General features: G+C 52.2%; 17 protein-coding genes. 9 read left to right on the plus strand and 8 right to left on the minus strand.

Features of this window, described 5'->3' with window-relative positions:
* The 4 genes from BUE76_RS21350 to BUE76_RS21365 all read right to left on the minus strand — a co-directional run.
* The coding region (locus tag BUE76_RS21350; protein ID WP_073044113.1) for a pyridoxal phosphate-dependent aminotransferase at positions 1-1256 on the minus strand (1256 nt) is incomplete at its 3' end.
* Between the two features lie 299 nt (positions 1257-1555).
* On the minus strand, positions 1556-2401 hold the full coding sequence (gene ypfJ / locus BUE76_RS21355) for a KPN_02809 family neutral zinc metallopeptidase (protein ID WP_073044111.1): 846 nt from the start codon (positions 2399-2401) through the stop codon (positions 1556-1558).
* Between the two features lie 348 nt (positions 2402-2749).
* On the minus strand, positions 2750-4531 hold the full coding sequence (locus BUE76_RS21360; protein ID WP_073044109.1) for an acyl-CoA dehydrogenase family protein: 1782 nt from the start codon (positions 4529-4531) through the stop codon (positions 2750-2752).
* Positions 4532-4730: 199 nt separating this feature from the next.
* Positions 4731-5171: a MarR family winged helix-turn-helix transcriptional regulator gene (locus BUE76_RS21365; protein ID WP_073044107.1), complete on the minus strand. Its 441-nt coding sequence runs from the start codon at positions 5169-5171 to the stop codon at positions 4731-4733.
* Between the two features lie 163 nt (positions 5172-5334).
* On the opposite strand from BUE76_RS21365, the gene BUE76_RS21370 reads away from it, so the two are divergent.
* Together BUE76_RS21370 and BUE76_RS21375 are read left to right on the plus strand one after the other, a co-directional pair.
* Complete coding sequence (locus BUE76_RS21370) at positions 5335-6453, plus strand: glycosyltransferase (RefSeq protein WP_073044105.1); 1119 nt, start codon at positions 5335-5337, stop codon at positions 6451-6453.
* Positions 6454-6460: 7 nt separating this feature from the next.
* Positions 6461-7543 (plus strand): ABC transporter permease, encoded by a 1083-nt coding sequence (locus BUE76_RS21375; protein WP_073044103.1) that lies wholly within the window; start codon positions 6461-6463, stop codon positions 7541-7543.
* Positions 7544-7611: 68 nt separating this feature from the next.
* Here the strand turns inward: BUE76_RS21375 and BUE76_RS21380 are convergent, their stop codons facing one another.
* Positions 7612-8085 carry an Lrp/AsnC ligand binding domain-containing protein gene (locus BUE76_RS21380; protein ID WP_073044101.1) on the minus strand — a complete coding sequence of 158 codons (474 nt, stop codon included), beginning with the start codon at positions 8083-8085 and terminating at the stop codon, positions 7612-7614.
* 1285 nt (positions 8086-9370) lie between these two features.
* Between BUE76_RS21380 and rfbF the strand changes: the two genes are divergently transcribed.
* The 5 genes from rfbF (at position 9371) to BUE76_RS21405 (ending at position 14431) form a co-directional block, all read left to right on the plus strand.
* Complete coding sequence (rfbF, locus tag BUE76_RS21385; protein ID WP_073044099.1) at positions 9371-10183, plus strand: glucose-1-phosphate cytidylyltransferase; 813 nt, start codon at positions 9371-9373, stop codon at positions 10181-10183.
* A 27-nt stretch (positions 10184-10210) separates the two neighbouring features.
* On the plus strand, positions 10211-11287 hold the full coding sequence (locus BUE76_RS21390; protein ID WP_073044097.1) for an NAD-dependent epimerase/dehydratase family protein: 1077 nt from the start codon (positions 10211-10213) through the stop codon (positions 11285-11287).
* 92 nt (positions 11288-11379) lie between these two features.
* Positions 11380-11952, plus strand: a complete 573-nt coding sequence (gene rfbC, locus BUE76_RS21395) for a dTDP-4-dehydrorhamnose 3,5-epimerase (RefSeq protein ID WP_073044095.1) — start codon at positions 11380-11382, stop codon at positions 11950-11952.
* 12 nt (positions 11953-11964) lie between these two features.
* The gene (locus BUE76_RS21400) at positions 11965-13299 is read left to right on the plus strand and encodes an NAD(P)H-dependent oxidoreductase (RefSeq protein WP_073044093.1); all 1335 of its coding nucleotides are present in this window, start codon (positions 11965-11967) and stop codon (positions 13297-13299) included.
* Between the two features lie 190 nt (positions 13300-13489).
* Complete coding sequence (locus tag BUE76_RS21405; protein WP_143157326.1) at positions 13490-14431, plus strand: glycosyltransferase family 2 protein; 942 nt, start codon at positions 13490-13492, stop codon at positions 14429-14431.
* A 45-nt stretch (positions 14432-14476) separates the two neighbouring features.
* Here BUE76_RS21405 and BUE76_RS21410 read toward each other — a convergent pair whose 3' ends face one another.
* Together BUE76_RS21410 and BUE76_RS21415 are read right to left on the minus strand one after the other, a co-directional pair.
* Positions 14477-16510 carry an OPT family oligopeptide transporter gene (locus tag BUE76_RS21410; protein WP_073044090.1) on the minus strand — a complete coding sequence of 678 codons (2034 nt, stop codon included), beginning with the start codon at positions 16508-16510 and terminating at the stop codon, positions 14477-14479.
* 310 nt (positions 16511-16820) lie between these two features.
* Entirely contained in the window at positions 16821-18470 is a 1650-nt protein-coding gene (locus BUE76_RS21415) for a peptide MFS transporter (protein ID WP_245798370.1), read from the minus strand.
* A gap of 157 nt (positions 18471-18627) precedes the next feature.
* On the opposite strand from BUE76_RS21415, the gene purD reads away from it, so the two are divergent.
* Positions 18628-19902, plus strand: a complete 1275-nt coding sequence (gene purD / locus BUE76_RS21420; protein ID WP_073044088.1) for a phosphoribosylamine--glycine ligase — start codon at positions 18628-18630, stop codon at positions 19900-19902.
* Positions 19903-20096: 194 nt separating this feature from the next.
* Complete coding sequence (locus tag BUE76_RS21425; protein ID WP_073044087.1) at positions 20097-21113, plus strand: tryptophan 2,3-dioxygenase; 1017 nt, start codon at positions 20097-20099, stop codon at positions 21111-21113.
* Positions 21114-21302: 189 nt separating this feature from the next.
* Here the strand turns inward: BUE76_RS21425 and BUE76_RS21430 are convergent, their stop codons facing one another.
* Positions 21303-21512 carry a hypothetical protein gene (locus BUE76_RS21430; RefSeq protein WP_073044085.1) on the minus strand — a complete coding sequence of 70 codons (210 nt, stop codon included), beginning with the start codon at positions 21510-21512 and terminating at the stop codon, positions 21303-21305.
* Between the last annotated feature and the right edge of the window lie 369 nt (positions 21513-21881).

Here is a 21881-nt window from a genome sequence, read left to right on the forward strand (position 1 = left end):
TACTTCAGCTTCACCAACGCTTCCCTTAACTGCCCAATCATCTTTTCGATTTCTTCTTCCTTGCAGGTACCCACGCTCAGGCGGTACCAGGGCGAATCTTTGGGTGCACCAAAAGCATAGAAAGGTACAATGGCCAGTTTGGCTTCTTCCAAAAGGTAAGAAGTAACAGCAGCCTGGTCGGCAAGGACTGAACCGTCAGCTTTTTGTTTGCCGGCCAGGTCCATCTTGATGGTCAGGTAAATGGCTGCTTCGGGTGCTACGGCATCAACCGGCAGGCCTGCTGCTTTCAGCGACATCAATCCATCGTAAATACTGCGCAGGCGCAGTTCGATCTTTTGTTTGAAGGTTTTCAGGTAAGACTGGATGGCTTCACCCTGGTGCAGGTATTGGGCAATGCCTTTTTGCTCGGCCATGGGCGCCCAAGCACCTACGTGCGACAGGATGGCCTTCATCTTTCCGATGATTTCGGCAGGGCCCATGCTCCAGCCCACCCGCACACCGGTGGCAGCAAACACCTTGCTCACCGCATCCACATAAACGGTATAGGGGCGGATCTCGGGGCGCAGCGATACGGGATCGTAATGCTCGATGTCACCAAAGGTGAGGTGCCAGTACATCTGGTCGAACAGCACATACAGTTTCTTCTCGTTTTCACCACGGCGCTTGTTCTCCGCAATCACCAGGTCGCTGATGGCTTCCAGGTCGGCTTTCTTAAAGGTTGTACCGGTGGGATTTTGCGGCGAGCACAAAGAAATAAGCGCCGCTGTTTGCACATGCGGACGCAGATCTTCTGCCGTAGGCATAAAGTTGTTCTCGGCACGGGCCTCTACCACTACGTGCTGGCCTTCCACGAAATGCGTATAATGGTTATTGTTCCAGGAAGGAACCGCGTAAACAATGGGATCGCCTTTATCGCAAATGGCGCGGTAAATGGCATAGATCAGCGGGCGACCGCCACAGGCCACCAGTATTTCATCCATACCATACTGCAACCCCTGGTGCTTTTGGGTAAATGCGGCAATGCTTTCGCGCAGGTCGAGGTTGCCTTCAGCAGCGGGATAGTTGGTGAGGTGCTGGCGGAAAGCCGTTACAATGGCCTCTTCCATTTCGGCCGGAATGGGAAATATGCTGGGGTCAAAATCGCCAACGGTAAAATTGTAAATGGTTTCGCCCTTGCGGATGCGTTCACGGATCTCGCCGCCCAGTTTTACGATCTCAGAACCAATCAGTGTTTCGGAAAGGTGGGAAAGTTTCATTGTGTTTTTCTTCGGCGGCAAAGATAATTGCTAGTTTGGGGTTTGGGGTTAGGCGTTTTGGGTATTATGTTTTTAGTTTTTGGTTTTTGGTTGCTTTCGGGCATTGCCCCATGTGTATGGAGCGAAAAGGGAGTTGGTGTTTTTCCAATCTACAGTCGGTTTAAAAAGGAAGTAATAAAGCCAATGTATTGCCTTGAGGCAAAACCCTTTCTTCGTACCTTAAAAGACTGTATTGCCCATTGCCCATTGCCCATTGCCCATTGCCCATTGCCCATTGCCCATTGCCCGTTTCCCGCCCCTCACTGCAAGCTCGGATCACTAAACGTATCGCCCTGGTTGATATCGCCGGTTTTATAACCTTTGGAAAACCAGTACATCCGCTGCTCGGAAGTACCGTGGGTAAACGATTCGGGAACTACATAGCCCTGTGCTTCTTTTTGCAGGCGGTCGTCGCCAATGGAATTGGCAGCCCGTAAGGCTTCATCCACATCGCCGGCCTCCAACAGGCCCTTGCCCTGAACATGGTTGGCCCAAACCCCTGCAAAGAAGTCGGCCTGCAGTTCCATCATCACCGAGTATTTATTGTATTCTTCCTTGCTCACCGATCCGCGGAGACGGGCCATCTTATTGCTGGTACCCATCAGGGTTTGGATATGATGTCCCACTTCGTGTGCTACCACATAGGCCATGGCAAAATCGCCGGGAGCACCAAAACGGCTTTTCAGTTCATTATAAAAAGAGAGGTCGATGTACAGCTTACGGTCGCCTGGACAGTAGAAAGGCCCACTGGCAGCCGTAGCGCCACCACATGCCGACTGCACCTGCCCGGTAAACAGCACCAGTTTGGGCTCGGGGTAATCGGCGCCCTGTTTGGCAAACTCGGCATTCCACACATCCTCCGTTTCTTTCAGCACCACGCTGACGAACTGCGCCAACTGGTCTTCTTCTGCACTTGCCTGCGGGTTGCTGGCCCTTTGGTTGGTTTGCCCCGGCAGGTTGATCTGCGAAGGATCAACATTGCCCCCCGTAAGCAGGTTGAATACTAAGGCAATAATGCCAATGATACCACCACCTACGGCAATGGGACCACCCATTCCGCGCCGGTCTTCCACGTTTCCACTTCCTTGTCGGCCCATCCAACGCATATGCTAAGATTTAGCTGCATAAATTAAAAAAACGTGCCCGACTTTATGATTTCGGATTAACGATTTCAGATTCCGGTTGGTTCAAGTCAGGAATAAGCCCATAATTAACCGCCATTAAAATGGCACAAAAACCGTTGAAACGGTTTTGCATCCATTGCACTGGTGCTTGATACCTATGGTTGAAACCTTGGGCTAAGCATTGCCATCTTGAAAACGCTTGGTGTCATTTCGATGAGCTAAAACCGAAATCCGAAACCCATCCTCCGAAATCAAAAAGGCCCCGCTATGCGCAGGGCCTGTCTCATGTGACTTCGACATCAAAAAATATGGCAGCTCCTATTTTGTGTTTTATAACGTGTAGCCATTGTCGGCAATAAACCGTGCCGCAATGCGTCTACGCGCTTCTTTACTGTTGAAAGGCTGCGCCTTGGTAAAACGCCGCAACCCCAACAACATCATTCTTTGCTCGTCGCCATCGGCAAAAGCATTGATGGCATCCTTGCCGTACTTGGCAATCCGGTCGGCAGTATCGTAGAGGTAGCAGCCGAGAATATCCTGGTAAATCTGCGTATCACCACCCCGCTCTGCCAGTTTTTGCACCCGCAGCAGCAGGCTTTCGCTTACAAAAGTTTCGATGGCAATATCCGCGATGTGCATCAAAAGCTCCTGTTCTTTTTCCAGTCCCATCATCAGCTTCTGGGCGGCTGCACCTGCTGTAAGCAGCAGTGATTTCTTGAATCCTTCCACCAGCTTTGTTTCGGCAGCAAAAGGCGTTTCATCCTGCTCACCGAAATCGGGAATGCTCATCAGCTCTTTTTGAACCCCCATGGCAGCACCCATCAGGTTGAGGCGGCCCTGCATGGCCCGCTTCAGGGTCATGTCCACGGTGAGCAGGCGGTTGATCTCGTTGGTGCCTTCAAAAATCCGGTTGATGCGGCTGTCGCGGTAAGCCCGGCTGATATTGTACTCGGCGCTAAAGCCGTTGCCGCCATGGATCTGCACACCTTCGTCTACCACATAATCCAGCACTTCCGAACCAATCACTTTCAGGATGGCGCACTCAATGGCATATTCCTCGGCAGCACCCAGCAGCGACTCGTTAAACGGCTGACCGGCATCCAGCAATTCTTTTTCTTTCTCCTCAATCCAGGCGGCAGTACGGTACAGGGCACTTTCGGCGGCATACATGCGGATGGCCATTTCGGCAATCTTGTGCTGGATGGCGCCAAACTTAGCGATGGGCTGCTTGAACTGCTCGCGGGTATTGGCATATTCCACCGAGGTGGTAAAAGCCATCTTGGCGCCACCAAGGGCAGCAGCACAAAGCTTCAGGCGGCCGATATTGAGGATGTTGAATGCAATCTTGTGTCCTTTGCCAATTTCACCCAGCAGGTTTTCTACCGGCACCTTGCAATCCTGGAAATACAGCTGCACGGTGCTGGAACCCTTGATACCCATTTTGTGTTCTTCGGGGCCATTGGTAAAACCTTCCATGCCGCGCTCCACAATAAAAGCAGTAAATTTCTCACCGTCTATTTTGGCAAAAACGGTAAACACATCGGCAAAGCCGCCGTTGGTGATCCAGCATTTCTGCCCGTTGAGGATATAATGTTTGCCATCCTCACTCAGGCGGGCCGTGGTTTTGGCACTGAGCGCATCCGACCCGCTATTGGGCTCGGTAAGACCGTAGGCACCTACCCACTCGCCGGAAATAAGTTTGGGAATGTATCGCGCCTTCTGCTCATCGGTACCAAAGTACAGGATGGGCAGGGTACCGATACCCGTATGGGCGGCAAGCGCCACGGAAAAAGAGTGGCCCGCACCCAGGTAATCATTGATGATGGTAGAGGTGATAAAATCTTTACCCAATCCGCCGTACTGCTCCGGGAAGGAGGCCGCCAGCAGGCCCTGCTCGCCGGCTTTTTCCACCAGCGAACGCATCAGCCCGGGCTCCAGGCTGTCGAGGCGGTCCAGCAGGGGCCACACTTCGGCAGTCAGGAATTGCTGGCACATGTCGCGGATCATGCGCTGCTCTTCCGAAAAATCTTCGGGGATAAAAGTGGCAGCTGTTTCGCTGGGCTTTACCAGCCATTCGCCGCCTTTGATGGATGTTGTTTGTATGGTGTTCATGGCAAGAGGGGGGGTTAGAATATAGACGGGAAAGACAGGAGAGTCAGTAAAGACCGGAAAGACGACCCTGATGGATCGCATCTCTGTCCTTCCAACACGCTATTCTTTTCCGCCGGTTAAAAAATGTTTTGATACCTGTCCTTTCAACAGCCAAATGATCCGCTTAGCTTCTATCTTTTCTGTCTTTCCCGACTTCCGGCTATTTCAAGTTATCATATACCTGCTGCAGCACCTCCTTACACAGGTCTACGTGTTCGGGAGGTACGCCTTCAAGGGCTTCGTTCAGGGTTTCCTCGGCCATGGCCATGGTCTGCTCCTGCAGCTTCAGGGCCTGTTGGGTCAGGTAGATCTTGTTGATCCGGCGGTCGGCCTCCGAGGGCACCCGTTTTACCAGTTCCAGTTTCTCCAGGTTATCTACCAGCCGGGTGATGCTGGGCTTGTCGCGGAAGGTGGCATTGCACAAATCCTGCTGGCTTTTCCCGTCATCCTTCCACAGGTGGTACAGCACGCTCCACTGTTCGATGGTGAGCTGCAAGCCTGATGCATTGAACTTTTTCTGCAGCCTGCGGGCAATGGCAATGGATGCCTTACCGGTTATAAAACTATAGAGCTCTCCCTTTTTAAATTGGTTGTTTGGCATACGGTTGTTTAAACAACCATTCCAAGTTAAGCAATTTTTGTTGGCTCCAAAAATTTTACAGCCCTTGCCACAGATAAAGCTTTTGAAGGTATTATTTGCCTTTTAGGGGCATCCGGTACCAGGCCAGGTAACATACTCATCCGTATTACCTAGTTTTACCACAATGCTTTGGGCCGTTTCCCTACTCTTGCTACTTGGGTATAGTTTACTGATTGCTTATTACCAAATGTACTGGCGGCGGGTACCCGTTTTTCAACCGCAGCCCGCAGCCGCGCCGCCCTTTATCTCCGTTATCATCGCGGCCCGCAACGAAGCAGCCCATCTCCCGCTTTTACTGGAAGCACTAAATGGACAAACACTGCCTACAAGTCGATTTGAAGTAATTGTTGTAGACGACTATTCCACCGACAACACGGCAGCTGCAGTGAGATGCTTTTTATCGGAGCGGGTACGGATGATACAGCCGATAGTAGGTGCCAACCAGTCATCCAAGAAAAAAGCCATAGAGGCTGGTGTTGCCCAGGCAAAGGGCAGCCTGGTAGTTGTTACAGATGCCGACTGCCTGCCTCCACCCCGGTGGCTGGAACTGATGACCGGATTTTACTGTCAAAAACGACCTGCCTTTATCGTGGCCCCGGTATGCTTTACTGCAAACAATACCTTGCTGGGTATTTTCCAATCCCTCGACTTCATGATGCTCCAGGGTATTACGGCAGCTAGCGTACAGGCCGGGGCACACAGCATGTGCAATGGGGCCAACCTGGCTTATGAGCGGGAGGCTTTTCACCAGGTGGGTGGCTTTACCGGCATTGATGCCAGGGCATCGGGTGATGACATGTTGTTGCTGTACAAAATATGGCAAAAGCAACCCCTGCGCATTCATTACCTCAGGCACCCCGGGGCCATCATGCCCACACCGGCGCAGCAAAGCTGGCGCAGCTTTTTCCGCCAGCGCATCCGCTGGAGCAGCAAGGCCACTTATTACCAGGACAAACGGATAACGGCCGTTCTGTTTTTTGTATACGGCTTCAACTGTTGGGTGGGCGCCCTGCTGATAACGGCTTTCTTTCAGCCACAATACTGGATAGCAGCCCTAACCTGTCTGGCAACAAAAACAGCGGTGGAAATGACCTTCCTTTTTCCTGTTGCCCGGTTTTTCAGGCAGCAGGCCTTACTTTGGTACTTTCCGTTGCTGCAGCCTTTACATATCGGGTACACCATCGCCATTGGGCTGTTGAGCCGCAAAAAAAGCTACGAGTGGAAAGGCCGCCGCACGCAATAAAAGCTCCATGAATAAAGCCAATGACTCTTTCCTGCAAGCCACCTGGCGAAGGTTCCGGAAAAATACCGGTGCCATGGCTGGTTTGTGCCTCATTGGCCTGGCCCTGCTGCTGTGCATCTTCGGGTACCTGCTGGCACCCGACGGGTCGCCCAATGCCAATAGGATGATCCTGGAAACGGGCAGCGCCAAACCTGGCACCACCTTTCATTTTATTCTGGTCAAAAAAGAGCCCCAACCAGCCCTTCCCAACCTGCTGGTCCGCCTGGCGGGGGGGCGTACCGATGCTTTTTTATACATCCCCGTCAGCTCGTACCGGGTCAGCGGTGATAGCCTATTTGCACAACACTACATTGATGAAGGCGTGGCTGAGCCCATTGCATACCGCTTGGAGCAGCTGGCCGAAAGCCCTGTGGAAAGCCGCACCTACTGGCTGGGCTCCGACAAGTTTGGCCGCGACATCCTGAGCCGGCTGATCATCGGCACCCGTGTGAGCCTCGGGGTAGGGCTTGTAACCGTGATCATATCCCTGCTGGCAGGCGTTTCGCTGGGTGCGGTAAGCGGTTATTTTGGCGGCCGTACCGATGCGGCCATCCAGTGGCTGGTAAACGTAGTGTGGAGTATACCCACCCTGCTGCTGGTATTTGCCATCACCCTTTTGCTGGGCAAAGGTTTCTGGCAGGTGTTTGTAGCCATCGGGCTCACCATGTGGGTAAATGTGGCCCGACTGGTGCGGGGGCAGGTGCTGGCAGTAAAAGAACTCCAGTATGTAGAGGCGGCAAGGGTGCTGGGTGTGAGCAATACCCGTATTATTACCCGCCACATATTGCCCAATATGCTTGGGCCCATCCTGGTAATTGCAGCCTCCATTTTTGCGGCAGCCATTGTTATTGAAGCAGGCCTGAGCTTTTTGGGCATAGGGGTGCTGCCCCCCACACCCAGCTGGGGATTGATGATCCGGGAGCACTACAACTTTATCATAACACAAAACCCGGCACTTGCCTTAGTGCCGGGTATCGCCATTATGTTGCTGGTGCTTGCCTTTAACCTGGTAGGTAATGGACTGAGGGATGCTACGGATGTAAAAAGTTAGGGGTTAGGAGTTTGGGGTTAAGGGTTGAAAACACCTAACCCCAAACTCCCAACCCTTAACCCCAAACCTTATTCTTCCACAGTTACCTGAACGCTCCGGTTGAGGCTCTCTTCCAGCGAAATAAAGGTTTCGGTACGTTCAATACCTTTTACCTTCTGCATCTGGTCGTGGAGCACGGAGCGCAGTTGGGCAATGTCTTTACATACCAGTTCGGCAAAGATGCTGTAGTTGCCGGTGGTATAATTCATGCGAACGATCTCGGGAATTTTGCGCAGTTCTTTGGCTACGGTATCGTACAGCGAGCTTTTTTCGAGGTAAATACCTATAAAGGCGATCACATCATAGCCCAGCTTTTTAAGGTCTACATGCAGGCGGGTGCCATTTACAATTCCGTTATCTTGCAGCTTTTTTATCCGCACGTGCACGGTTCCGGGTGATACAAATAATTTTTTACCCAGGTCGGCGTACGAAATGTTGGCATCCTGCATCAAATGCTGAATGATTTGCAGATCGAGTTTGTCAATATTCAAATTGGCGGCCATTTGTTACGGGTGTTTTGAATGGATTTCAACAAAAGTAACAATTTTTAAATATTATCTAATTTTTTTTCTTTTTTCTTGAAAAATTTTGAAGCAATTGGCTTAGTCTTTAGTTTTGTGTCTGTTAGATCGTTGATATAGCAGATCACACACACTGTGGGGTGACGAAACTTTCGGCAGACGTGCCCTCTTGTCTCGGGGGTGGGGATTACGAAATAAAGGAAGGATATGCCGGTTTATTCCGACAGGGGTTGACCACCAAGCGGTGTCCTTTTCCTAATTGCCCCGTGTAGGTTCGACTCCTACCCCTACAGCTGATTTTAAAAGAGAAGGCCTGTAAGTCACTGACTTATGGGCCTTTTTTATTTACCCCCTGCCCCATAATCCCCAAATCTGCTTTTGCTACAGGCATTAAAATATTACTTAGCTGCTGAATACCGGCATATATACAATCGATTCTGCCAAATAACCAATGACAGCGATATCATTTACACCTTGTTGCCAACTGCTCCATAACAAGATGGCACTATAAAAAAGCTGCTACAACCCGTACTTATCCCTCCGGCAACCTCCCTTACTGGCAATATAAAGGCAATAGTGCGACAAAACCTTTCCTAGCTGCTTGCTGCATACGCTGGTTGAATGAAAGATGCAGGTGCAACAGATGCTGGCAACCTATGTCTTATTTACACCTTTGTATTTGCCCAATTTTTTCCCACAATATGCCCTTTATTTATTCGGCAGACTTATTGTGGTTGAAACAAGAAGTGGGGTAAATTCCTGGAACCAGCAGCAACCCGGCACTTAAAAAGTGCCGGTCCACTATGCGTTGAGCAATGCCTATTATTTAAATAAGTTTATGTACAAAATGCTATTAATCAACACAGTTCATCTCAACAATTCAGAAAAAAAATATATTATGACGGTATAATTTATTCCTATATTAGCTGCATCCTTTTGGGAAAAAAGCTTCTGCTATCCTAAGAATCCCTCCCACTTCCATCGTCCAGCAAGAACATCTTCAATCCCTATCCTGTTGTCTTTCGTTCCACAGGTAAAGCCATGCATCATTACTGGTGCCATTGACCTTTACAGGATCTATAAGCCGCGAAAAGCCTTCCAAGCCCTCTTTTTTCACAGGAAGAAAGGTTGGTATCCTCTATCCATGAAATAGGTTTCGCATGTGGCGCCTGCATACAGTGCAGGGCACAGCACCCAGTACCAACCCTCCTTTTACAGAAAAGATGGGGTACTTAAGGCTATAAATTAATCACCAAATCTAAACTACATGAAAGCAGTAATCCTCGCGGGAGGCTTCGGAACAAGGATCAGTGAAGAAAGTGGGGTCAGACCCAAACCGATGGTAGAGATTGGCGGAAAGCCCATTCTCTGGCACATCATGAAAATTTATTCCGCTTATGGCATCAATGAGTTTATCATTTGCCTGGGGTATAAAGGGCATATGATCAAAGAGTACTTTGCCAACTATTGCCTCAGCAATAGTGATGTCACCTTTGATATGCGCAACAATACCACCGAAATCCACGACAACTACACCGAGCCCTGGAAAGTAACACTGGTTCATACCGGCCACAATTCCATGACTGGCGGGCGCCTGCGCCGTGTAAAACAATACATCGGTAACGAAACCTTCTGCATGACCTATGGAGATGGCGTAAGCGATATTAATATTGGCGAGGCCATTGCATTCCACCGGGCACAAGGCACACTGGCTACCCTTACTGCCGTACAGCAGCCTGGCCGCTTTGGTGTGTTCAACCTCGGGGTGGAAGAAACCAAGATCGAGCAGTTTACCGAAAAGCCCAAGGGTAGCGAAATGCCCTGGATCAACGGTGGCTTTTTTGTATTGGAACCCGAAGTGCTCGATTATATCGCCAACGATGAAACCTCCTGGGAGAAGGAACCCCTGGAAGCCCTTGCACAGGATGGCGAACTATCGGCCTACCGCCATACCGGTTTCTGGCAACCCATGGATACGCTGCGCGACAAACACGTGCTCGAAGAAATGTGGCAGCAGGGTACCGCTCCCTGGTACAAAACCATCATGAAGGCCAACGCCATGCACAAGATCATTCACTAAGCTAACCCGTAAAAACAGATAGAAAACATGAAAGTCCTTCTCACAGGCAACATGGGTTATGTAGGCCCTGGTGTTGTCAACCACCTGCGCAACGTATTTCCCGATGCCGAATTGATTGGCTACGACATGGGCTATTTTGCCGCATGTCTTACCAATGCACCCATACTTCCCGAAAGCCGGCTGAACCAACAATATTTTGGCGACGTTCGCCAACTGCCCGCCAACCTGCTGGAAGGTGTTGATGCCGTTATCCACCTGGCAGCCATTTCCAACGACCCCATGGGTACCCGCTACGAGGATATCACCATGGATGTTAACTACCGGTCGGCCATTCGCCTGGCCAAGCTGGCAAAACAGGCAGGCGTTAAAAACTTTGTCTTTGCCTCCAGCTGTAGCATGTACGGTGCAGCCGAAGACAGCCCCCGCACAGAAACCTCTACCCTGAACCCGCTTACCGCTTATGCCCGCTCCAAGGTGGCCACCGAGCAGGACCTGCAGCCCCTGGCCGATGAGCAGTTTACCGTAACCTGCCTCCGCTTTGCCACGGCCTGTGGCATGAGCAACCGCCTGCGCCTCGACCTGGTGCTTAATGACTTTGTTGCCGGCGCAGTAGCGGGTGGCAAAATCAATATCCTCAGCGATGGCACACCCTGGCGCCCCCTGATTCATGTAAAGGATATGGCCCGCGCCATTGAGTGGGCAATTGTAAGGCCACAGGAAAATGGCGGCAGCTTCCTGGCTGTCAATGCCGGCGCCAACAGCTGGAACTACCAGGTAAAAGAGCTGGCAGCCGCTGTAGCCGAAGTGATACCGGGAACGGAAGTATCCATCAACGAAAATGCAGCCCCCGACAAGCGCTCTTACCGGGTTTGCTTCGACCTGTATGCTTCGCTGGCCCCCGACCACCAGCCCACCCAAAACCTGCACGAAGCCATTGCAGAATTGCGGGATGGACTGGAAGCCATGAACTTCCGCGACGGCGATTTCCGCAACTCCCTGCTGATGCGCCTGAAGGTGCTCACCAGCCTGCAGGAGCAGGAACTGATCGACGAGCAGCTGGAATGGCGCAAAAAGGTGCCCCAAAACCAACTGGCTACCGCCTGAACCGATACGGTTTGCAGCACGCCGGTAAATTCCTGAACAGGGTACCGGCTTGCCCAAACCCATACGCTATATTAACCACATACCACAACCCGATGATTTTTACCGAAACCAAGTTATCCGGTGCCTACATCATTGATGTAAAAAAAATAGAAGACGAGCGGGGATTTTTTGGCCGCTCCTATTGCCAGAAAGAATTTGAAGCCCTCGGGCTCAACACCAACGCCGTTCAGTCGAATGTGAGCTATAATAAAAAGAAGGGTACGCTGCGGGGCCTGCACATGCAACTGCCGCCCTATGGCGAAACCAAGCTCATTCGCTGCACCCGTGGTGCCCTTTACGATGTGATCGTGGACCTGCGCCCCGGCTCCCCCACTTTCAAACAATGGATTGGCGTGGAACTTACCGCCAATAATTACCGGATGCTCTATGTTCCCGAAGGCTTTGGCCACAGCTTTATTACCTTGGAAGATGAAACCGAAGCAACCTACCAGGTTACCGGTTTTTATACGCCAAAAGCTGAGCGTGGCTTCCGCTTCGATGACCCTGCCTTTAATATCGAGTGGCCCATTCAGCCCGAAGTGGTGTCGGAAAAAGACCGCAACCACCCACTGTTTACCGATGCAGCCCTGGTGATGGCAGAAGAACCTATTGCAACACAACCATAAACCAACTAACGAATGATCATTGTAGATAAAGCCCTTGCCAAAAGACAGGCCGAGGGCAATCCCATAAAAGTAGCCATGGTAGGCGCCGGCTTTATGGCCAAAGGAACGGCGTTGCAAATCTGCAACTATGTTCCCGGTATGGAGCTGGTAGCCATTGCCAACCGCAACGTGGACAAGGCCAGGCAGGCCTATGAGGGCGCCGGTGTAACGGAAATTGCCGAAGTGGCCTCCGTGGCACAACTGGAGGAAAATATCCGTTCGGGCAAGGCAAGCGTTACCGACGATCCCTTTTTGCTGTGCGACGCTGCAGGCATCGATGCCATTTTGGAAATAACCGGCGCCGTAGAATTTGGCACACAGGTGGCCATGCGTGCTTTTCAAAACAAAAAGCACTTCATCACCATGAACGCCGAAATGGATGGTACCATTGGTTCCATCCTGAAAGTTTATGCCGACAAGGCAGGCGTGATCTATAGTGTTTCGGATGGCGACCAGCCGGGTGTGATCATGAACCTGTACCGGTTTGTACAATCCATTGGCGTAAAGCCCGTATTGTGCGGCAATATCAAAGGTTTGCACGATCCCTACCGAAACCCTACCACGCAGGAAGGCTTTGCAAAAAAATGGGGACAGAACCCCTATATGGTAACCTCTTTTGCCGATGGCAGCAAAATATCATTTGAACAGGCTATTGTTGCCAATGCCACCGGTATGCGCGTAGGCCAGCGCGGTATGTATGGCCCCACCCTGCCCCCGGGCACCCCGCTGAAAGAAGTGCTGAACCACTACCCGCTGGAAGCCTTGCTGGAAGGTCCGGGTATTGTGGACTATGTGGTAGGCGCCGACCCCGGCCCCGGAGTGTTTGTACTGGGCACCCACGACCACCCCGTGCAAAAGCATTACCTCAACCTCTACAAGTTGGGTGAAGGCCCGCTCTACCTGTTTTACACGCCTTACCACCTGTGTCATTTTGAAGTGCCGCTGACGGTGGCCCGCGCCGTGTTGTTTGGCGATGCAGCCCTGGCACCCAAGGACAGGCCCTATGTAGAAGTGGTGACCACTGCCAAAACCGACCTCAAAGCAGGTGCTACCATCGACGGACTAGGCGGTTATATGACCTATGGTCTTTGCGAAAACGCACCCGTGGCCCAACAGGAAAACCTGCTCCCCATTGGCCTGGCGGAAGGCTGCATCCTCAAACGCGACATCGCAAAAGACCAGGTGCTTACCTACGATGATGTGCTCATCCCGGAAGGCCGGCTTGTGGATCAACTGCGACAGGAACAGGATCAGTATTTCAACAGTCAAACAGAGGCAGCACAAAATAACCTGGTTCTGACAGCTTGATGGGGTAAACTTCAACAGCCGGAACAGAAAAAAATGTGCAGCCAATGGCTTGCACATTTTTTGTTTAAAACTTAGTATAGAAACCCTTGTAACTATTCGTCTACAAACGTTTTGAAAAAACAAACCTGTGCGCCAGTTAAGTAAAAACCAAACACCTGCCGACCTAACCCTAACCATACCTACACCCATTATGAAACCCAAAGTTTCAGTACTGATACCCACATACAACTACGCCCGGTTCCTGGATGAAGCCATTCAAAGTGTGCTGGCACAAACCTATACCGACTTTGAACTCCTGATCATGGACAATTGCTCCACCGACAATACGGAAGCAGTAGTTCGGCCTTACCTGCAAGATCCAAGGGTAACTTATTACAAAAATGAAAAGAACCTGGGCCTTGTAGGCAACTGGAACAAATGCCTGGACCATGCCCGTGGCGAGTACATCAAGTTTCTATGTGCCGATGATAAGTTTCACCCGCACCTGCTCGAAAAGTTTGTGGCGGTGATGGAAGCTTATCCCAGTGTGATGCTGGTAACTTCCTACAACACCTATTTCGGCGACCGCAACCGCGAAAGAGTACGGCCTTTTACGGGGCTGGTAAATGGACAGGAGGCCCGCAAACATATGATAAGTGAGGGCGGAAAGAACTGGATCGGCGAGCCTTCGGCCGTAATGTTTCGGAGCAGTGGGCTGGCTGTGGGTCATTTTAACCCCAAACTGGTGGCGCTCATTGATAAAGAGTACTGGCTGCGCCTGCTCACCATGGGCGACTGTTATGTGATACCAGAAAGCCTGTCTTATTTCCGGTGGCACGATTCGGCGCAAACCGCCAAGGTGCGCAACAAGATGTATGAGCGCACCTTTGAAGTGTACCACTATATCACCAGCATCAAGAAGTTCAACCAGGAAAAACGCATCAACGATATCCCCAACTTGGACCAAATGATCCGGATGCGGGCTTCACGGGTAGCAGCGCTGGTATACCGGACCCTGCCGTTTATTTTCCGCCCCGACTACCGGCAGGTGTTTTTAAGAGCCTGGCAAATTGGCAAGCAGGAACATGTGATGTTTCATCCCCTGGAGCGGCTGGTAAGAGGAGAAGCCAGCCTGAAAGGCAATAAAAAATAAAGAAGCCCCGCAAATGCGGGGCTCTTAAGTTATGGCGCGCAAACGTTAGTGCTTTTTAGCTGTTCTGTATAGCAAGATACACATCAGTACGAAAAATGCAACACCCAATAAATAAAAACCTTGCTCGCCCAGCGATTGCACCAGTCCTTCTTCCATGCTGATGCGCTGCAAACCCTGCTCCGTGGAAGGAAATGCCTGCAGGAATGCCACTACTACGCCAAAGAGGGCGCCACCGGCAACAAGCCCCGTAGCAAACAGGTTACCCTTACCCAGGTCCTCTTCTTCGGGGTTGACCGGCTGTTGTTTCCGCTCCACCCACCCTTTGATAAGGCCGCCGGCAAAGATGGGCAGCGTGGTGGCCAGCGGCAGGTAGGCGCCTACGGCAAACGACAGGCTCTTGATGCCGCACAACTCCATTACGATGGCCAGGAACACGCCCACAAATACAAACTGCCAGTCGAGGTTAAAGGACAACACCCCCCGGATCAGGGTAGCCATCAGCGTGGCCTGTGGTGCGGGGTATTTGTCGGAGCCGATAGCATGGGTGATGCCCTGCGACAGCATTTCCTGCGTGGGATTGTCCAGGATTTTTACCGTAATGCCAATGGCAATGGAAGAAACGATGGCCCCGATAAAAAGTGCCAGCTGCTGGTAACGCGGCGTGGCGCCAACGATATAGCCGGTCTTCAGGTCCTGCGAGGTAGCGCCGGCATTGGCAGCCGCAATACAGATGATGCCGCCTACCACCAGCACCATGGGCTCGTACACGGCGCCGTTCCAGCCGATGGAAATGAAAAGCAGGGCCGTTGCCAAGATGGTAGCAATGGTCATCCCGGACACAGGGCTGTTGGAGGAACCGATCAACCCTACAATGCGGCTTGCCACGGTTACAAAGAAAGCCCCGAAGATCACCACCAGCACACCGATCAGGATCTTATTCAACACCGTATTACCCGGGATCATGGGCAGCACAGCAATCAGTACAATGAGGGCGATGGAACCAAAGAGCACCACCCGCACATCCAGGTCGCGGTCGGTACGCTTTACGCTTTCGGTAGCATCGGTGGCCTTCACGCCCTGCAGGCTGCTTTTGAACGACGAGATGATGGTGGGAATGGTTTTGAGCAGGGTAATAAAGCCCCCTGCCGCTACGGCACCCGCACCAATCTGCCGGATATAGGCCCGGTACAGCGCCGAGCCGGTGTCTGCAAATTCTTTGGTTACCGGGTTCCAGCCACCGGGACCTCCGGCCACTGCCACATCTTTGAGGTAACCCAGCTTTACCAGTTGCGCCGCAATCAGCGAGGGATCGATGATGGAGGCCAGCAGGGGGTTGAGCACCAGCCAGCTGAGCACGCCACCCGCCACCAGGATGCCACTGATGCGGGGACCGATGATATAACCCACACCCAGGTATTCGGGGGTGATATCGGCAGCGATATTGGCCGAAGGGAAATAGCGGTTGCGGAAGGCCGTCATATATACCGGTGCTTCGGCAATGACGCGCAGGATGCGTTGCAGGAAGGCATAGCCCACGGCCACACCCAGCCCATAAAAAGCAGTCTTGGCAAAGTCGCCGCCCCTTTCGCCTGCTTTCAATACTGCTGCACAGGCCGTGCCTTCAGGGTAAGGCAAAACGCCATGCTCCTGCACAATGAGTGTGCGCCTGAGCGGGATCATCATCATGGTACCCAGCACGCCACCCACAATGGCCAGCACGAAAATGGTAACATAATCGAAGTAGCTGGCACCTACGCTCCTGCCATCGGTACCGATAGTGAGGAACAAAAACCCGGGCAGGGTAAAGGCCACGCCTGCGGCGATGCTTTCGCCCGCCGAGCCTGTTGTTTGGATGATGTTGTTTTCGAGGATGGTTGTTTTGAACAGCCAGCGGCCAATGGTAATGGCTATAACGGCAATGGGAATGGAAGCCGATACCGTAAGGCCTGCCCGCAGGGCCAGGTATACGGTGGCCGCGCCAAAGAGGATACCGAACAGCGAACCCAACAGGATGGCCTTGAGAGTAAATTCCTTCATGCGGGTTTGGGCCGGCACAAAGGGTTGAAAATCTTGCGACATGTACAGGAGGTTGGTTGGCGGCTAATGTAAGCAATACAACAGGGTTTCACGCAACGACGCAACGGAGCGGCGACGCAACGGGCATTTCACGCAAAGGCGCTAAGGAGCAAAGGCGCGAAGAAAGCTGCAAGCTGATAGCTTCAAGTAAATCAAAAGCTACTCTAAAATTCTTTGCGCCGTGGCTCCGTTGCATCGTTGCGTGAAAAACCTTTGCGTCTTTGCTCCTTAGCGCCTTTGCGTGCAATCCTTTCCGTGCAAACAAAAAGCCGCCCCTTTCGGAACGGCTCTTTGCAAATACAGTACAGGTAACTTATACCTCCTTACTCATCGCCTGCAGCTTGCGCGTGATGAGGAACAGCACCAGCGATGCCACGCCTGCCATCACCACGAAGAGCATAAAGAAATCATAGTTGTTGTTCATCTGGTATCCCAGGAAGGAAGTGGTCTTGCCTTCGGTGGGTGCCAGTGCGCTGAGCACACCTGCCAGCTTGTTGGCCACCGCGTTGGCCAGGAACCATACCGCCATCAGCAGGGAAGCAAACTTGAGCGGCGCCAGCTTGTTTACCAGCGAAAGCCCGATGGGCGACAAACACAGCTCACCCCAGGTGTGGAGCATATACATACCCACCAGCCAGATCATGCTCACCTTGGTGTCGGGAGCTACGTCTTTCACGCCATTGGCGATCCACAGGTAGCCTACCGCCAGCAGGGCCAGGCCGATGGCCATTTTGGTAGGCGCTGCAGGTTCGTTCTTACCCAGCTTCAGCCACAACCATGCAAATACCGGCGCAAAGATCACCACAAAGGTGGAGTTGAGCGACTGGAACCAGGAAGCCGGAACGGTAAAAAAGCCCAGGTCGCGGTTCGTTTGGCGGTCGGCAAAGAGGTTGAGCGAAGCACCTGCCTGTTCGAAGGCGCTCCAGAAGAACACCACGAAAAAGGACACGATAAAGATCACCGCCACGCGGCGTTTTTCTACTGCCGAGAGGCTTTTATCGGAAAAGATCAGGAAGGCAATAAAAAGTACCGCTCCCAGCATCAGGTAGCCGAGGTAGCCAAATACATTGGCGTCGATGTACAGCATCCCGATAAAGGCGCCGGCCATCACCAGCAACCCCAGTACAATCACGGCGGGGTTAAGCCAGGGGCTTTTACGGCCGGAGGTTTCCGTTGCCTGGATGGCTTGCGGCACATCACCCAGCGGTGCACCATCGGGTGCCACTACGTATTTGTCCTGGTAAAGCTTTTGAACCAACACCGAAAGCAGCATGCCGATACCGCCGGCAAGGAAGGCCCATTTAAAATCGGCCGGGTTGCCGGTGTCGCCCACCAGTCCGCACACAAAAGGTCCCAGCATACCACCTACGTTGATACCCATATAGAATATCGTGTAGGCCGCATCAATCCTGCGGTCGCCCTTGGGATAGAGCTGGCCTACCAGTGAGGAGATATTGGGTTTGAAAAAGCCATTGCCGGTGATCATAAAACCCAACCCGGAAAAGAAGAGCAGCGAGGTCAATCCGCTCACCTCCCCATTGGGATCGTACAACGAACCGCAGAAAAACAGGATAAACTCACCAATGGCCATCAGCAAACCTCCGATGATGATGGACCGCTTGTTGCCCCAGAACCGGTCGGCAACATACCCACCAATCAGTGGGGTGAGGTATACCAGGCCGGTATAGCTGCCATAGAGGTTGGAAGCAAAGGCATCTTCAAAAAACAAAGCCTTTGTCATGAACAGGATCAGGATGGCACGCATGCCATAATAGTTGAAGCGCTCCCACATTTCAGTGGCGAAGAGCACGTACAATCCCTTGGGGTGCCCTTTTTGCGGCACCGCATTTTCAGCAATTACAGTAGACATAAAGCGATAAGCAAGCTTGGAAATAAAAACCAATAAAGCTTCCAAAGTACGGTAAAATGCCCCTTCAACGATCAGCTTCCGGTTCTTTAACAAGATTGGGCGATATTCGCGGCGAACAAAAAGGGAAAGAAAGTTTCAGCAGTTTCAAATGTTTCAGGTGTTTCAAAAGAGATAGCCAGGATGCTCCAATCTTCTGAAACTTTTGAAACACCTGAAACGCCGCCTTCATCCTTTATCGAACTTACACACCATGAACATCCTCCTCCTCGGCTCGGGTGGCCGCGAACATGCGCTGGCCTGGAAAATGGCGCAAAGCCCCCTTTGTGATCAATTGTTTATTGCCCCCGGCAACCCCGGCACCGCGCAGTGCGGCACCAACCTGTCCTTTGCCGCTACCGATTTTGCAGCCATCAAACAGTGCTGCCACGACAAGGGTATCGGGTTGGTAGTGATCGGTCCCGAAGAGCCGCTGGTAAAAGGCCTGGTGAACGAATTGAAAAGGGATGCATCGCTGCAACACCTGCTCATCATCGGTCCCGACCAGCATGCTGCGCAGCTCGAAGGCAGCAAAGCCTTTGCAAAAGCCTTTATGGATCGCCACAATATTCCTACTGCGGCCTACCAGGAGTTTACCGCCGACAACTACGAAGCCGGTGTGGCTTATATCCGCCAGCAACAACTGCCCGTGGTACTCAAAGCCGATGGCCTTGCTGCTGGTAAAGGTGTATTGATTTGCACCACCCACGACGAAGCCGTCTCCGAATTTGAGCAGATGGTGCGCCAGGCCAAGTTTGGCGCTGCCAGCAGCAAGGTGGTGGTAGAGGCATTCCTGGATGGCATTGAGCTTTCCGTTTTTGCCCTCACCGACGGCAAGAACTATGTGCTGCTTCCCGAGGCAAAAGACTACAAACGCATCGGTGAAGGCGATACCGGCCTCAACACCGGTGGTATGGGTGCCGTTAGCCCCGTGCCCTTTGCCGACAAAGCCTTTATGGACAAAGTGATCACCAAGGTGGTAAAACCTACCATCGACGGACTCGCTGCCGAGGCTTTCGATTATAAAGGATTTGTGTTCTTTGGCCTCATCAAGGTAGGCGACGAACCCATGGTGATCGAGTACAACTGCCGCATGGGCGACCCCGAAACCGAAGTGGTGATGCCCCGCCTGCAAAACGACCTGGTAGAACTGCTGGTAGCTGCCGGCAAAGGCCAGCTGGAAGGCATCCAGATCCAGCACGATCCCCGTTTTGCTACTACCGTAATGGCGGTGAGCGGCGGCTATCCTGGTGATTATGCCAAGGGCTTTGTGGTTGATGGACTGGGCGAGAATACCGCAGATTCGTTGCTCTTTCATGCCGGCACTACCACCAAAGAAGGCGAAGTAGTGACCAGCGGCGGCCGCGTGCTTTGTGTTACCTCCTTCGGCACCACCGTTGCCGAAGCCGTAGCCAAAAGCAGGGAGCGTTTGGAAGGCGTAAGCTTTGAAGGCATGTATTACCGGAAAGATATCGGTTACGAGTTTTAGGTTTTGAACCACGGAGACAGGGCGACAGGGAGGAACACAGAGATATGCTGATGTACTCTTTAATGGCCAGACTCCGTGGTTCATTTTTTTAAAGCAATATGTTTGCGGAAACGGGTACAATAACAAGACACTTGTAAACCGTGTAACTCCCTGTTCTCCCTGTCTCCGTGGTTCCCCACCCCTCAACCAGCCGTATGTACAACGACACCAAATCCTCCAACCCACATAGCGTACACTACCACGACTACCTCCAGCTCGATGCGATCCTCAACGCACAGCAACCGGAGAGCGAAAAGCATGGCCGGCCGGCACACGATGAAATGCTCTTCATCATCATCCACCAGGCTTACGAGCTGTGGTTCAAACAGCTGCATTTTGAACTCGACTCCATCCTCCACATCATGCGCAAGCCGGCGCTCAACGACAACTCGCCCGAGCTGCAAACCGTTGTGCACCGCATCGGCCGGATGAATACCATCCTCAAAGTACTGGTGCAGCAGATCGATATTTTGGAGACCATGACACCCATGGACTTCCTCGACTTCCGCGACGACCTACGCCCGGCATCGGGTTTCCAGAGCTGGCAGTTCAAGTTGCTGGAAGCCAAACTGGGATTAAAATACGAACAGCGCCATGGGCAGGAATACTATACCGCCCAGCTGAAGCCGGAGCATGTGCAACAGATCAAACAGGGAGAAGCCGACCAGTCCTTATTGCAGCTGGTAAATACCTGGCTGGAACGTATGCCCGAGTGGGACCCTAATTTTTGGAATGCCTACCAGGAGGCTTATGCGCACAGCCTGGCGGAAGTGGAGAAAGACAACCTCCAATATTTTCATTCAGTATTTGCAGCCAACAGGGAAGGACATACGCTATCGGCACAGGCTAACAGGGCCGCATTGTTTATCATGCTGTACCGCGGCTACCCCTTGCTGCACCTGCCGTTTCAACTGATCAACGGCTTGCTGGAAATTGACGAAGGCCTCAGCCTCTGGCGCAACCGCCACATGAACATGGTACACCGCATGATCGGTACCCGAGTAGGTACCGGTGGCAGCACCGGCCGCGACTACCTCAAAAGCGCCGCAGATAAGCATTATATTTTTAAAGAATTCGCGCAGCTCACCTCCTTCCTGATGGAGCGGAGCAGGCTGCCTGTGCTGTCGCGGGAAGTAGAAGAAAAGTTAGGTTTTCACTCGCTGGATAGATAAAACCCGAAGATTAAAAAGGCGATGGGTTGCCTGTTAACCGCCATGCCGAACTTGTTTCGGCATCCCCTCTGAAGGGGGGTGCCGTATAATATCCGTATGCCGCGATATCGGCATGACGGATATTATACGGCACCGGAATTTAAACACCTAACAGGTCTCCCAGACCTGTTAGGTGTAAACCGTTGCGGACTAATCCTCAGCACTGCCGCCGGAAGCTTCCTTACGGCCCTGGTTCGACGAACGGCTGGTATCGCCTTCGTGGTGCTTTTCATGGTCACCATGTTTGATGTCCGAACGCTCGGGGTTTTCTTTTGGCGCGGAAGTTTTCAGGTTGGGATCGCCGGTCTGTCCCTGTCCGCCGTGGCTCTTGCCATTGCCTTTATTTCCTTGATTGGGCATAATGGTATGTTTTAGACAGGAATGGGTGAAAATATGGTGCCATTTTATGCCGGAACGATACGGCTCAACATCCATGTTCCAGTAAGGTCTTTATCAACGCTGCCAGCTATGATCCTTAATGAGCAGTAAAAGCAAAGTGGGGATTGGGTGGGCGTATACCCGGCTTATGTGCGGCTCATGTGCGGCTTATGTTGCAGGTAAGGTGGGGGAAGCACATGCTTTGCCGTATGGAACAGCAGGAACGATTACCTGTTAAAAGCTGTAACTAGCTGACTGCACAGCATTTTTACCCATCAACACAAAGCGCAGGTTATTGATCATTGCAGGCGCCCTTTAGTATGTAGTAGCGAGGCGCTTATGAAACGGTCC

The sequence above is a fragment of the Cnuella takakiae genome (assembly GCF_001953305.1).
Lineage (GTDB): Bacteria > Bacteroidota > Bacteroidia > Chitinophagales > Chitinophagaceae > Flavisolibacter > Flavisolibacter takakiae.

Coding starts and splice junctions, on each gene's coding strand:
- ypfJ (WP_073044111.1), bottom strand. CDS start 2,401: ATGCGTTGGATGGGCCGACAAGGAAGTGGAAACGTGGAAGACCGGCGC.
- BUE76_RS21360 (WP_073044109.1), bottom strand. CDS start 4,531: ATGAACACCATACAAACAACATCCATCAAAGGCGGCGAATGGCTGGTA.
- BUE76_RS21365 (WP_073044107.1), bottom strand. CDS start 5,171: ATGCCAAACAACCAATTTAAAAAGGGAGAGCTCTATAGTTTTATAACC.
- BUE76_RS21370 (WP_073044105.1), top strand. CDS start 5,335: ATGCTTTGGGCCGTTTCCCTACTCTTGCTACTTGGGTATAGTTTACTG.
- BUE76_RS21375 (WP_073044103.1), top strand. CDS start 6,461: ATGAATAAAGCCAATGACTCTTTCCTGCAAGCCACCTGGCGAAGGTTC.
- BUE76_RS21380 (WP_073044101.1), bottom strand. CDS start 8,085: ATGGCCGCCAATTTGAATATTGACAAACTCGATCTGCAAATCATTCAG.
- rfbF (WP_073044099.1), top strand. CDS start 9,371: ATGAAAGCAGTAATCCTCGCGGGAGGCTTCGGAACAAGGATCAGTGAA.
- BUE76_RS21390 (WP_073044097.1), top strand. CDS start 10,211: ATGAAAGTCCTTCTCACAGGCAACATGGGTTATGTAGGCCCTGGTGTT.
- rfbC (WP_073044095.1), top strand. CDS start 11,380: ATGATTTTTACCGAAACCAAGTTATCCGGTGCCTACATCATTGATGTA.
- BUE76_RS21400 (WP_073044093.1), top strand. CDS start 11,965: ATGATCATTGTAGATAAAGCCCTTGCCAAAAGACAGGCCGAGGGCAAT.
- BUE76_RS21405 (WP_143157326.1), top strand. CDS start 13,490: ATGAAACCCAAAGTTTCAGTACTGATACCCACATACAACTACGCCCGG.
- BUE76_RS21410 (WP_073044090.1), bottom strand. CDS start 16,510: ATGTCGCAAGATTTTCAACCCTTTGTGCCGGCCCAAACCCGCATGAAG.
- purD (WP_073044088.1), top strand. CDS start 18,628: ATGAACATCCTCCTCCTCGGCTCGGGTGGCCGCGAACATGCGCTGGCC.
- BUE76_RS21425 (WP_073044087.1), top strand. CDS start 20,097: ATGTACAACGACACCAAATCCTCCAACCCACATAGCGTACACTACCAC.
- BUE76_RS21430 (WP_073044085.1), bottom strand. CDS start 21,512: ATGCCCAATCAAGGAAATAAAGGCAATGGCAAGAGCCACGGCGGACAG.